Below are 11,938 nucleotides of genomic sequence, written 5' to 3'. Positions count from 1 at the left end.
GGGGCCAGGGCCGCGTGGACCTGTGTAGCGGGCCGCCGGGTCTCAGCCTGCCGGCGGGCCTCGCGCCAGATAACCCGCGGCCTGGGAAGCGAGCCGTACGCCATGGCGTGAGGGCTGCGGCGGCGCCGCCGCAGGGGGCTCGGCCAGGGCCGTGGCGTCGGTCAGCAGGCTGTCGGCGTGCAGCAACTGGTCGAAGAGCCGGCACTCGGCGCTGTCGTCCTCGTGGCCGTCGAACAAGCCCGGCGCACGGTGGCCGTGCGCAGCGAGATCGTCAGCGCTGACCGCCGGGGTCAGTGCAACTGATGCCGCGCCATGCCCGTGGCTGTAGCCATGCAGCAGGCCCAGTGACTGGGCCAGCAGCAGGAGCAGGCCGCCCAGCAGCAGACCGGCGATACGCCGCCGGGTGTGCTGTGACGTTGCGGGCGGCCTCATGGGCCAAGCATAGCAAGCGCGGCGCGCGGGCCCTATCAGGACGCTGCTTCGAGCCCGCTCTGGAAATGCTCGCGCATCAGCCGTGTCGCGCCCGCCGTGTCGCTGGCGGCGATGGCCTTCATCAGCGCGCGATGCTCCTGCAGCGACTCATCCAGCCGCCCCGCCTTGAACAGCGAGTGGTGGCGGTTGAGCTTCATCACCTTGCGCAGGTCGGTGGCGATGTGCAGGGCCCAGCGGTTGCCGGCGATCTCGAGCAGGGCCATGTGGAATTGCTCGTTGGTGGCGAAGAAGGCGTCGCGTTGGCCAGCCTGCTGCTCCAGACGCTCGTGCAACTCGGCCAGGCGGGCGCGCTCGGCCGCGCTGGCGCGCGCCGCCACGGCACCCGCGGCATCGCTTTCCAGCAGCGCCAACAGGTGGTAAACCTGCGTCACGTCGTCACCCGAGACTTCCGTGACATAGGCGCCGCGGCGCAGCTTCATGGTCACCAGCCCTTCCACCGCCAGCACCTTGAGCGCCTCGCGCATGGGCGTGCGGCTGATGCCGTATTCGGCGGCCAGCTTCATCTCGTCGATCCAGCTGCCCGGCTCGAGCCGGCGCGCGAAAATCTGTTGGCGCAGCCGGTCGGCCACGTCCTGGTACAGGGCGCGGCGGGCCAGCGGTTGGGCGGGGTCGGCCAGGAGACTCAAGCTGTCAGGTGGGCGTTGGTTTTGAATTCATAATTATGCATAATGTGAGATCGGCGGCAAGCCCAGCGCCGTTGATCCAGTTCAAAGGTTGCCGGCAAGCTCGGCGATGACCGGCACCGCACGAGGAGAAACACCATGAGCCAGACCCCCGAGTTCAAGACCGCCAGCCTCGAGCAATGGGCCAAGGCCGCCGCCAAGTCGGCGCCCGCTGGCGATGTGGCGGCGCTGAACTGGGTCACGCCCGAGGGCATCACGGTCAAGCCGCTCTACACCGCGGCCGACACCGCCGCGCTGGCGCACGCCGACACGCTGCCTGGCTTCGAGCCCTACATCCGCGGCCCCCAGGCCACGATGTACGCGGTGCGGCCCTGGACCATCCGCCAGTACGCCGGCTTCTCGACCGCCGAGGAAAGCAATGCCTTCTACCGTCAGGCCCTGGCCGCGGGCGGGCAGGGCGTGAGCGTGGCCTTCGACCTGGCCACCCACCGCGGCTATGACAGCGACCATCCGCGCGTCACCGGCGACGTGGGCAAGGCCGGCGTGGCCATCGACAGCGTCGAGGACATGAAGATCCTCTTCGACGGCATCCCGCTGGACAAGGTGAGCGTGAGCATGACCATGAACGGCGCCGTGCTGCCGGTGCTGGCCGGCTACGTGGTGGCGGCCGAAGAGCAGGGCGTGGCGCAGGACAAGCTGAGCGGAACCATCCAGAACGACATCCTCAAGGAGTTCATGGTCCGCAACACCTACATCTACCCGCCCGAGCCCAGCATGCGCATCGTGGCCGACATCATCGAGTACACGGCGCAGAACATGCCCAAGTTCAACTCGATCAGCATCTCGGGCTACCACATGCAGGAAGCCGGCGCCAACCAGGCGCTGGAGCTGGCTTTCACGCTGGCCGATGGCAAGGAGTACGTGAAGACGGCCATCGCCAAGGGCCTGGATGTCGATGAATTCGCCGGTCGCCTGAGCTTCTTCTGGGCCATCGGGATGAACTTCTATCTCGAGATCGCCAAGATGCGCGCGGCCCGCCTGCTGTGGACCCGCATCATGCAGGGCTTCGACGCCAAGGCGCCCAAGAGCCTGATGCTGCGCACCCACTGCCAGACCAGCGGCTGGAGCCTGACCGAGCAGGACCCCTACAACAACGTCGTGCGCACCGCCATCGAGGCCATGGCGGCAGTCTTCGGCGGCACGCAGAGCCTGCACACCAACAGCTTCGACGAGGCCATCGCGCTGCCCACCGAGTTCAGCTCTCGCATCGCCCGCAACACCCAGCTCATCATCCAGGAAGAGACCCACATCACCAACGTCGTCGACCCCTGGGCCGGCAGCTACATGATGGAGAGCCTGACCCAGGAGATGGCGGCCAAGGCATGGGCCATCATCGAGGAGGTCGATGCGCTGGGCGGCATGACCAAGGCCGTGGACAGCGGCTGGGCCAAGCTCAAGATCGAGGCCAGCGCGGCCGAGAAGCAGGCGCGCATCGATTCGGGCAAGGACGTCATCGTCGGCGTCAACAAGTACAAGCTGGCCAAGGCCGACGCGCTGGAGATCCGCGAGGTCGACAACGTCAAGGTGCGCGAAGGCCAGATCGCCAGGCTGACGCAGATCCGCGCCAGCCGCGATGGCAAGGCGGTCGCGGCGGCGCTGGACGCGCTCACCGATGCGGCGAGCAGCGGCCAGGGCAACCTGCTCGCGCTGGCCATCGCCGCCGTGCGCCTGCGCGCCACCGTGGGCGAGATCAGCGACGCGCTGGAGAAGGTCTACGGCCGCCACCGCGCCGACATCCAGAAGGTCACCGGCGTCTACGCCGCCGCCTACGACAGCGCCGAGGGCTGGGACAAGCTCAAGGGCGAGATCGCCGGCTTCGGCGAGGCGCAAGGACGGCGCCCGCGCGTGATGATCGCCAAGCTGGGCCAGGACGGCCACGACCGCGGCGCCAAGGTGGTGGCCACGGCCTTTGCCGATCTCGGCTTCGACGTCGACATGGGCCCGTTGTTCCAGACCCCCGAGGAATGTGCGCGCCAGGCCATAGAGAACGACGTGCATGCGGTGGGTGTCAGCACGCTGGCCGCCGGCCACAAGACCCTGGTGCCGGCCATCATTGCCGAGTTGAAGCGCCAGGGCGCCGACGACATCATCGTGTTCGTCGGCGGCGTGATCCCGGCCCAGGACTACGACTTCCTCTATGCCGCCGGCGTCAAGGGCATCTACGGCCCCGGCACGCCCATCCCGGCCAGCGCCAAGGATGTGCTCGAGCACATCCGCGCCGCCCAGCCCTGAGCCCCGCCTGATAGCCCCGTCACGCTGAAGCCGTGAAGCCGCAGAAAGCCGCCGCCTTTGCGCTGCAGCCGGCAAGCGCGGGCGACTTCGAGTCGCTGCTCGCGCTGCGCCTGCGCGCCATGCACGACAGCCTGGCCCAGATCGGCCGCTACGACGAGGCGCGGGCGCGCGAGCGCCTGGCCGCCGGTTTCGTGCCCGAGCACACGCAGCACATCGTGGTGGACGGTGCGCGCGTCGGCTTCATCGTGCTCAAGCAGCTTTCGCACGCGCTGCGGCTGGACCACTTCTACATCGACCCGCCGGCCCAGCGCCGCGGCATCGGCAGCGCGGTGCTGCGCTGGGTCTGCGACCAGGCCGACGCGCAGCTGCTGCCGGTGGAACTGTGCGCACTCAAGGGCAGCGCGGCCAACCGCTTCTACCTGCACCACGGCTTCGCGATGACGGGCGACGGCGACTGGGACCACGACTACCTGCGCATGCCCACCTCGCCCAGCCTGCGCGCAGTGCGTTCGCTGTGGGCCGCCTTCCAGCGGCGCGACTGGAAGGCCGCAAGGGCGCTGCTGTTCGATGACCTGGAAGCCGTGTGGTGGAGCAGCGGCGAACACATCGCCGGCGCCGATGCCTTCATCGCGCTGCAGGCCGGCTATCCCGAAGGCTGGACCATCCACCTCATCGAACTGGCCCATCTGCAGGATGGCCGCGTGATGTCGCTGGTGCGGGTGGACCACGGCGAAGCCACCTACTTTGCGACCTCCTTCTTCCGCGTCGACGACGGCTGCATCGCCGCCGTCGAGGAGTACTGGGCCACGGTGGAGGCGCCGCCGGCCTGGCGCACGCCGCAGGCCTTTGCCGGCCTCACCGCCATTGCCCCGCGCGACGACGCCAGGGCGCGCCAGCCGTGAGCGCAGACACCTTGCCAGCCACTGACCAACAGCTCGCCCAGGCCGTGCTGGCGGGCCCCGGCATGGCCCAGCGCCGCGCGCTGGCCAAGACCATCACCCTGCTCGAATCCACGCGCGCCGACCACCGCCTGCGCGCCGATGCCCTGCTCAATGCCCTGCTGCCGGCCACCGGCCGCGCCTTCCGCCTGGGCATCAGCGGCGTGCCTGGCGTCGGCAAGAGCACCTTCATCGAGGCCCTGGGCATGTTCCTCATCGCCCGCGGCCAGCGCGTGGCGGTGCTGGCGGTCGACCCCTCGTCCAGCCTGGGCGGCGGCTCCATCCTGGGTGACAAGACGCGCATGGAGCAGCTCAGCGTGCAGGAGGCCGCCTACATCCGCCCCAGTCCGGCCGGCGGCACCCTGGGCGGCGTGGCCGAGAAGACGCGCGAGGCCCTTCTGGTGTGCGAGGCGGCCGGCTACGACACGGTGATCGTCGAGACCGTGGGTGTCGGCCAGAGCGAGACCGCGGTGGCCGCCATGACCGACATGTTCGTGCTGCTGCAACTGCCCAACGCCGGCGACGACCTGCAGGCCATCAAGAAGGGCGTGATGGAGCTGGCCGACCTGGTGGTCATCAACAAGGCCGACATCGACGTACACGCGGCGACGCGGGCGCGCGCCCAGATCACCAGCGCGCTGCGCATCTTCGGCTTCCACGGCCATGCCGATGCGGCGCCGGCGGCCCAGGTCATCCAGCTCAGCGCGCTCAAGGGCAGCGGTCTGGACGAGTTCTGGCAGGCGGTGAGCCGCTTTCGCGAAGCACAGCAAAGCAGCGGCCGCCTTGCGGCGCGCCGCCACGGCCAGGACCAGGCCTGGATGTGGGAGCGCATCGAGGCCGGCCTGCGCCAGCGCTTCAGGCAACACCCGGCAGTGCGCGAAGCACTGCCGGCCATCACGGGCGAGGTGGCCGCCGGCCGCCTGGCCGCATCGGTGGCCGCACGGCGGCTGCTGGATCTGACGGTTTGATCGAGGACGAGAGGAGAGCCCCCATGCACGACATCATCGAACAGCTCGAAAAGAAGCGCGCCGCGGCGCGCCTGGGTGGCGGCCAACGCCGTATCGACGCCCAGCATGCCAAGGGCAAGCTGTCGGCGCGCGAGCGCATTGAGCTGCTGCTCGACGAAGGCACCTTCGAGGAATGGGACATGTTCGTCGAGCACCGCTGTGCCGACTTCGGCATGGCCGACAACAAGATCCCGGGCGACGGCGTGGTCACCGGCTACGGCATGATCAACGGCCGCCTGGTCTTCGTCTTCAGCCAGGACTTCACCGTCTTCGGCGGCGCGCTCAGCGAATCGCATGCCGAGAAGATCTGCAAGGTGATGGACCAGGCCATGCGCGTGGGCGCGCCGGTGATCGGCCTCAACGACAGCGGCGGCGCGCGCATCCAGGAGGGCGTGGCGTCGCTGGGCGGCTATGCCGAGGTCTTCCAGCGCAATGTCATGGCCAGCGGCGTGATCCCGCAGATCAGCATGATCATGGGCCCCTGCGCCGGCGGTGCGGTGTACAGCCCGGCCATGACCGACTTCATCTTCATGGTGAAGGATTCGTCCTACATGTTCGTCACCGGCCCCGAGGTCGTGAAGACCGTGACGCACGAGGAAGTGACGGCCGAGGAACTGGGCGGCGCGCTGGCCCACACCGGCAAGAGCGGCGTCGCCGACCTCGCCTTCGAGAACGACGTCGAGGCGATCGCGATGCTGCGCCGCTTCTTCAACTACCTGCCGCTCAACAACAAGGAAAAGCCGCCGGTGCGCATGAGCGGCGACGCCGCCGAGCGCCTGGACATGTCGCTCGACACCCTGGTGCCCGACAACCCCAACAAGCCCTATGACATCAAGGAGCTGATCTACAAGGTGGTCGACGACGGCGATTTCTTCGAGCTGCAGCGCGAGCACGCCAGGAACATCGTCATCGGCTTCGCGCGGCTGGATGGCCAGAGCGTGGGCATCGTGGCCAACAACCCCATGGTGATGGCCGGCTGCCTGGACATCAAGAGCAGCATCAAGGCGGCGCGCTTCGTGCGTTTCTGCGACGCCTTCAACATCCCGGTCGTGACCTTCGTAGACGTGCCCGGCTTCATGCCCGGCACCGCGCAGGAGTACGGCGGCATCATCAAGCACGGCGCCAAGCTGCTCTATGCCTATGCCGAATGCACGGTGCCCAAGGTCACGGTGATCACGCGCAAGGCCTACGGTGGCGCCTACGACGTGATGAGCTCCAAGCACCTGCGCGGCGACGTCAACTTCGCCTGGCCCAACGCAGAAATTGCGGTGATGGGCGCCAAGGGCGCGGTGGAGATCATCTTCCGCGAAGACAAGGGCGACCCGGCCAAGCTCGCGGCCAAGGAAGCCGAATACAAGGCGCGCTTCGCCAATCCCTTCGTGGCCGGCGCACGCGGCTTCATCGACGACGTGATCCAGCCGCACGAGACGCGCAAGCGGATCTGCCGCAGCCTGGCCATGCTCAAGGACAAGAAGCTCGAGAACCCGTGGCGCAAGCACGGGAACATTCCTCTTTGATCGGGCCGGAGATCGACACCATGTTCAAGAAAATCCTGATCGCCAACCGCGGTGAGATCGCTTGCCGCGTCATCAAGACGGCCAAGAAGATGGGCATCGCCACCGTCGCCGTCTATTCCGACGCCGACCGCGACGCTCGCCATGTCGCGCTGGCCGACGAGGCCGTCTTCATTGGCCCGGCGCCCAGCCGCGAGAGCTACCTGGTGGCCGACAAGATCATCGCCGCCTGCAAGAGCACCGGCGCCGAGGCCGTGCACCCGGGCTACGGCTTCCTGAGCGAGAACGCCGGCTTCTGCAAGCGGCTCGAGGAAGAAGGCATCGTCTTCATCGGCCCCAAGCACTACAGCATCTCGGCCATGGGCGACAAGATCGCATCCAAGAAGCTCGCGATCGAAGCCAAGGTCAACACCATCCCGGGCTGGAACGCGGCCATTGACACGCCCGAGCAGGCGGTGAAGATCGCCCAGGACATCGGCTACCCGGTGATGATCAAGGCCAGCGCCGGCGGCGGCGGCAAGGGCCTGCGCGTGGCCTACAACGACAAGGAGGCGCACGAGGGCTTCTCGACCTGCCGCAACGAGGCGCGCAACAGCTTCGGCGACGACCGCGTCTTCATCGAGAAGTTCGTCGAGAGCCCGCGCCACATCGAGATCCAGGTGCTGGCCGATTCGCACGGCAACACCGTCTACCTGCACGAGCGCGAGTGCAGCATCCAGCGCCGCCACCAGAAGGTCATCGAAGAGGCACCTTCGCCCTTCATCAGCGACGACACGCGCAAGGCCATGGGCGAGCAGGCGGTGCAACTGGCCAAGGCCGTGAAGTACCAGAGCGCGGGCACGGTGGAGTTCGTGGTCGGCAAGGACCAGAGCTTCTACTTCCTGGAGATGAACACGCGACTGCAGGTGGAGCACCCGGTCACCGAGAGCATCACCGGCGTCGACCTGGTCGAGCAGATGATCCGTGTGGCCGCCGGCGAGAAGCTGCCCTTCGAGCAGAAGGACATCCCCCGCAACGGCTGGGCCATCGAGTGCCGCATCAACGCCGAAGACCCGTTCCGCGGCTTCCTGCCTTCCACCGGCCGCCTGGTGCGCTACCTGCCGCCCACGCAGACCATGGAAGCCTCCAAGCCGATGCCGGCCGATGGCGGCGTGCGCGTCGACACCGGCGTCTACGAGGGCGGCGAGATTCCGATGCAGTACGACTCGATGATCGCCAAGCTCATCGTGCATGGGAAGGACCGCACCGAGGCCATCGCCCGCATGCGCGAGGCGCTCAATGCCTTCGTGATCCGCGGTGTCTCCAGCAACATCCCCTTCCAGGCGGCGCTGCTGGCCCACCCCAAGTTCGTCGCGGGCGACTTCAACACCGGCTTCATCGCCGAGCACTACGGCCCCGGCTTCCGCGCCGAGGACGTGCCCCACGACGACCCCGACTTCCTGGTCGCGCTGGCCGCAGCCGCCTACCGCCGCTACCGCGAGCGCGCCGCCGGCATCAGCGGCCAGCTCGCCGGCCACCGCGCCGTGGTGGGCGAGTACTTCGTCGTCGTCGTCAAGGGCCAGCAGGGCCTGCACACCTATGTGCCGGTACACGTCACTGCCAACGGCGTCATCACGGTCGAGATGGGCGAAAAGCGCTACGCCATCAACAACGACTGGCAGTTCGGCGGCATCCGCGCCCAGGGCAACTGCAATGGCCGCAGCTTCACGGCCCAGGTCGAGCGCCATGGCCTGTGGATGCGCGTCGAGCACAACGGCCTGCGCATCGAGGCCCAGGTGATGAGCGCACGCGCCGCCGAGCTGCTGCGCGTGATGCCTTTCAAGGCACCGCCCGACATGAGCCGCTTCCTGCTCTCGCCGATGCCGGGCCTGCTCGTCGACGTGACCGTCAAGCCGGGCCAGAAGGTGCAGGCGGGCGAACGCCTGGCGGTGATCGAGGCCATGAAGATGGAGAACATCCTCACCGCGGTGCAGGACGGCGTCGTCGCCGAGGTGCTGGCCGCCAAGGGCGAGAGCCTGGCCGTCGATCAACCCATACTGAGCTTCGCCTGAGCATGAGCACCAAGCCTTTCCGCATCCTCGGCCTGCAGCAGGTGGCCATCGGCGGCCCCGACAAGCAGCGCCTGCGCTCGCTGTGGGTGGACATCTTCGGTCTCAGCGTCAAGAGCAGCTTCGTCAGCGAACGCGAGAACGTCGACGAAGACATCTGCGCCATGGGGCAGGGCGCGCACGCGGTCGAGGTCGACCTGATGCAGCCGCTGGACCCGGACAAGAAGCCGGCCGTTCACGCCACGCCGCTCAACCACATCGGCCTCTGGGTGGACGACCTGCCCAGGGCCGTGGAATGGATGGCGGCCCACGGCGTGCGCTTCGCGCCCGGCGGCATCCGCAAGGGCGCGGCCGGCCACGACATCTGCTTCATTCACCCCAAGGCCAGCGACGACTTCCCCATCGGTGGCGAGGGCGTGCTGATCGAGCTGGTGCAGGCGCCGCCCGAGGTGGTGGCCACGCTGGGTGCGTCCTGAGCCGAGGCCGCTACCATAGCGGCCCCTTGCGGCGCGCTTCCTGGCGCCGCAGCCCCGAGACGGACGGACCGGACCCGACATGCAAGTAGTGAAGACCACCGCGGCGTTGCGCGCGTCGCTGGCCGGCGCACGCGACACCGCCTTCGTGCCGACCATGGGCAATCTGCACGAGGGCCATCTGGCCCTGGTGCGCCAGGCGCGTCAGGCGGCCGGGGCCGGGGCGCCGGTGGTGGCCAGCATCTTCGTCAACCGGCTGCAGTTCGCGCCCCACGAAGACTTCGACAGCTACCCGCGCACCTTCGAGCGCGACGCCCAGCTGCTGCAGGAAAACGGCTGCGACATCGTCTTCGCGCCATCCGAGAGCGATCTCTACCCAGAGCCGCAGGATGTGAAAGTGCATCCGCCGGCGGCGTTGGCCGACGTGCTCGAGGGCGCGTTCAGGCCCGGGTTCTTCATCGGCGTGTGTACCGTGGTGCTCAAGCTCTTCAACGCCGTCCAGCCCCACCTGGCGGTGTTCGGCAAGAAGGACTACCAGCAGCTGATGGTCATCCGCCACATGGTGCGCCAGCTGGCGCTGCCGGTGCAGGTGCTGGCCGGCGAGACCTGCCGCGCCGACGACGGCCTGGCGCTGTCGTCGCGCAACGGCTACCTTGCGGCGGCCGAGCGCGCCGAGGCGCCGGCGCTGGCGCGCAGCCTGCGCGAGCTGGCCGCGGCGGTGCAGGCCGGTCGCAGCGACTGGGCCGCGCTGGAACAGGCGGCCATGGACGGCTTGCGCAGCCGCGGCTGGGCGCCCGACTACGTGGCGCTGCGCCGCCAGGCCGATCTGCAGCCACCCGCCGCGGCCGGCGAGGCCCTGGTGGTGGTGGCCGCGGCGCGCCTGGGCCAGACGCGGCTGATCGACAACCTCGAGTTGCCGGCGCGCGGCTGATCTCCGCCCTCCGAGGGATCGCCAGCCGCAACCCACCCTGCCAGACTGCGCCCAGCCCCAGGGGTGGGGCGCCGCCAGACAGGGAGCCCGTCGCATGAAGATCGCACGCTACCGTGGCCTGGTGGCCGCCGCCCTCGCCGCTGCCGCCCTGCTGTCGGCCCTGCCGGCGCGGGCCGTCGATCTGCTGGTCATGAACCCCGGCTTCGAGGCCGACCCAGCCGCCGATGGCGCTTTCGTCGTGATCGCCCCCGCGCCCACCGGCTGGCAAGCCTATGACCCCAGCGGCATGCTGGCCAGCTCGCCCGGGCTCAATGCCCTGGGCGTGATCCGGCCGCGCCTGGGGCACGACTACTTTCCCGGCGGCAGCACCGAGGGCGTCAACGCCGCGCTGGTCTTCCTGGCCGGGCCCGAGGCCGGCGAGGCCGGCCTGCAGCAGACCCTGGTCGCGACGCTGGCGCCGGCCACCGTCTACACGCTGCAGGTGGACGTGGGCAATATCGCCTCGGGCGTCTCGCTGCCCGGCTCCAGCGGCGGCGCGGGCAATTTCTTCGACCTCGACGGCTTTCCCGGCTACCGCATCGAACTGCTGGCCGGCGGCACGGTGCTGGCTGCAGATTCCAGCAGCGCCGGCCTCATCCCCGAAGGCGAGTTCCGCACCGCCACGCTGAGCTTCGACGCCGCATCTGCCGCGCCGGCGCTGCTGGGCCAGGCCCTGGGCCTGCGCCTGGTCAACCTCAAGGCGCCCGGCACGGCCGAGGTGCCCAACATCGAGGTCGACTTCGACCATGTGCGCCTGCAGGCCCTGCCCGCGCCCGTGCCTGAGCCGGGCTCGGGGCTGCTGCTGGCGGGCGGACTGGCCTGCTGGGTGATCGCGCTCGGCCGGCGCCGCATTCGGCGCTGAACCGTCATCCCCGGACGCGGCCCGGGGCCAAGGGCGCGGGCGCTAGAGTGCGGCATCGCAATCCGAGGAAGTCACCGATGAGCGCCCTGTCCCTGCTCCAACAACTGCTCCAGTCCGGCCTGCCCGCCGCCGGCACGCCGCAACGCGACGACCTGGGCAAGTACGCCACCGGCGCCGCTGCAGGCGGCGTGCTGGGCCTGCTGCTGGGCAGTCGCAGTGGCCGCCGCCTGGGCGGCAAGGCGCTCAAGTACGGCAGCGTGGCGGCACTGGGCGCGCTGGCCTGGAAGGCCTACCAGGACTACCAGGATCGTCAGCAGCCCACCGCCGCGCCGGCGCGGGCTGCGATGCCCGCCTTGTCCGCCCCGGTGGCCGAAAAGCAGGGCCGGGCGCTGCTCAAGGCCATGATTGCCGCGGCCAAGAGCGATGGCCATCTGGACGAGCGCGAGCGTGGCCTGGTCGAGGCCGAACTCGGCCGCCTGCAGGCCGAGCCGACGCTGCGCGACTGGGTGCAGTCCGAGTTGCGCCGCCCGGTCGAGCCGGCCGATGTGGCCGCCGGCGCCACCGGGCCGGAGAGCGCGGCCGAGATCTACCTGGCCAGCCTGCTGGTGGTGGACGAGACGACGACCATGGAACGCGCCTACCTGGACGAGTTGGCGCGGCAGCTGCGCCTGGAGCCGGGCCTCAAGGCCGAACTGGAAGCCCGCGCCGCAGGCTGACCG

The 11,938-nt window shown here is 69.2% G+C and carries 11 protein-coding genes; 9 read left to right on the top strand and 2 right to left on the bottom strand.

The window, feature by feature from the left end:
• Window positions 1–42 precede the first annotated feature (42 nt).
• Complete coding sequence (locus tag JMV16_RS10605; protein ID WP_201494201.1) at window positions 43–432, bottom strand: hypothetical protein; 390 nt, start codon at window positions 430–432, stop codon at window positions 43–45.
• 35 nt (window positions 433–467) lie between these two features.
• Window positions 468–1,109, bottom strand: a complete 642-nt coding sequence (locus JMV16_RS10600) for a GntR family transcriptional regulator (RefSeq protein WP_201494421.1) — start codon at window positions 1,107–1,109, stop codon at window positions 468–470.
• A 144-nt stretch (window positions 1,110–1,253) separates the two neighbouring features.
• Here JMV16_RS10600 and scpA point away from each other — a divergent pair, with 144 nt between their 5' ends.
• The 9 genes from scpA to JMV16_RS10555 all read left to right on the top strand — a co-directional run bounded on the left by scpA (window position 1,254) and on the right by JMV16_RS10555 (window position 11,935).
• Window positions 1,254–3,407 carry a methylmalonyl-CoA mutase gene (scpA, locus tag JMV16_RS10595; protein ID WP_201494200.1) on the top strand — a complete coding sequence of 718 codons (2,154 nt, stop codon included), beginning with the start codon at window positions 1,254–1,256 and terminating at the stop codon, window positions 3,405–3,407.
• A gap of 32 nt (window positions 3,408–3,439) precedes the next feature.
• Window positions 3,440–4,309: a GNAT family N-acetyltransferase gene (locus tag JMV16_RS10590; RefSeq protein ID WP_236580456.1), complete on the top strand. Its 870-nt coding sequence runs from the start codon at window positions 3,440–3,442 to the stop codon at window positions 4,307–4,309.
• 11 nt (window positions 4,310–4,320) lie between these two features.
• On the top strand, window positions 4,321–5,313 hold the full coding sequence (gene meaB, locus JMV16_RS10585) for a methylmalonyl Co-A mutase-associated GTPase MeaB (protein ID WP_255511418.1): 993 nt from the start codon (window positions 4,321–4,323) through the stop codon (window positions 5,311–5,313).
• Between the two features lie 23 nt (window positions 5,314–5,336).
• Window positions 5,337–6,869, top strand: coding sequence for an acyl-CoA carboxylase subunit beta (locus JMV16_RS10580; protein ID WP_201494199.1), 1,533 nt, complete (start codon window positions 5,337–5,339; stop codon window positions 6,867–6,869).
• Window positions 6,870–6,889: 20 nt separating this feature from the next.
• A complete protein-coding gene (gene accC / locus JMV16_RS10575) occupies window positions 6,890–8,917 on the top strand; it encodes an acetyl-CoA carboxylase biotin carboxylase subunit (protein ID WP_201494198.1) in 2,028 nt (675 codons plus the stop codon).
• Window positions 8,918–8,919: 2 nt separating this feature from the next.
• Window positions 8,920–9,390 (top strand): VOC family protein, encoded by a 471-nt coding sequence (locus JMV16_RS10570; RefSeq protein ID WP_201494197.1) that lies wholly within the window; start codon window positions 8,920–8,922, stop codon window positions 9,388–9,390.
• Between the two features lie 79 nt (window positions 9,391–9,469).
• Window positions 9,470–10,318 (top strand): pantoate--beta-alanine ligase, encoded by an 849-nt coding sequence (gene panC, locus JMV16_RS10565; protein ID WP_201494196.1) that lies wholly within the window; start codon window positions 9,470–9,472, stop codon window positions 10,316–10,318.
• A 94-nt stretch (window positions 10,319–10,412) separates the two neighbouring features.
• On the top strand, window positions 10,413–11,219 hold the full coding sequence (locus JMV16_RS10560; RefSeq protein ID WP_201494195.1) for a PEP-CTERM sorting domain-containing protein: 807 nt from the start codon (window positions 10,413–10,415) through the stop codon (window positions 11,217–11,219).
• A 77-nt stretch (window positions 11,220–11,296) separates the two neighbouring features.
• Entirely contained in the window at window positions 11,297–11,935 is a 639-nt protein-coding gene (locus tag JMV16_RS10555; protein ID WP_201494194.1) for a tellurite resistance TerB family protein, read from the top strand.
• Window positions 11,936–11,938: the final 3 nt, after the last annotated feature.

This window comes from Rubrivivax sp. A210, from assembly GCF_904426505.1.
In the GTDB taxonomy this organism is placed as follows: Bacteria; Pseudomonadota; Gammaproteobacteria; order Burkholderiales; family Burkholderiaceae_C; genus Rubrivivax.
Note: the sequence above shows the minus strand (reverse complement) of the source record. Positions and strands in the feature narration are given on the sequence as shown.

What these genes read in the sequence shown, in the direction of transcription:
- JMV16_RS10605 (WP_201494201.1), bottom strand. Translation starts at nt 432, where the DNA reads ATGAGGCCGCCCGCAACGTCACAGCACACCCGGCGGCGTATCGCCGGT.
- scpA (WP_201494200.1), top strand. Translation starts at nt 1,254, where the DNA reads ATGAGCCAGACCCCCGAGTTCAAGACCGCCAGCCTCGAGCAATGGGCC.
- JMV16_RS10580 (WP_201494199.1), top strand. Translation starts at nt 5,337, where the DNA reads ATGCACGACATCATCGAACAGCTCGAAAAGAAGCGCGCCGCGGCGCGC.
- accC (WP_201494198.1), top strand. Translation starts at nt 6,890, where the DNA reads ATGTTCAAGAAAATCCTGATCGCCAACCGCGGTGAGATCGCTTGCCGC.
- JMV16_RS10570 (WP_201494197.1), top strand. Translation starts at nt 8,920, where the DNA reads ATGAGCACCAAGCCTTTCCGCATCCTCGGCCTGCAGCAGGTGGCCATC.
- panC (WP_201494196.1), top strand. Translation starts at nt 9,470, where the DNA reads ATGCAAGTAGTGAAGACCACCGCGGCGTTGCGCGCGTCGCTGGCCGGC.
- JMV16_RS10560 (WP_201494195.1), top strand. Translation starts at nt 10,413, where the DNA reads ATGAAGATCGCACGCTACCGTGGCCTGGTGGCCGCCGCCCTCGCCGCT.
- JMV16_RS10555 (WP_201494194.1), top strand. Translation starts at nt 11,297, where the DNA reads ATGAGCGCCCTGTCCCTGCTCCAACAACTGCTCCAGTCCGGCCTGCCC.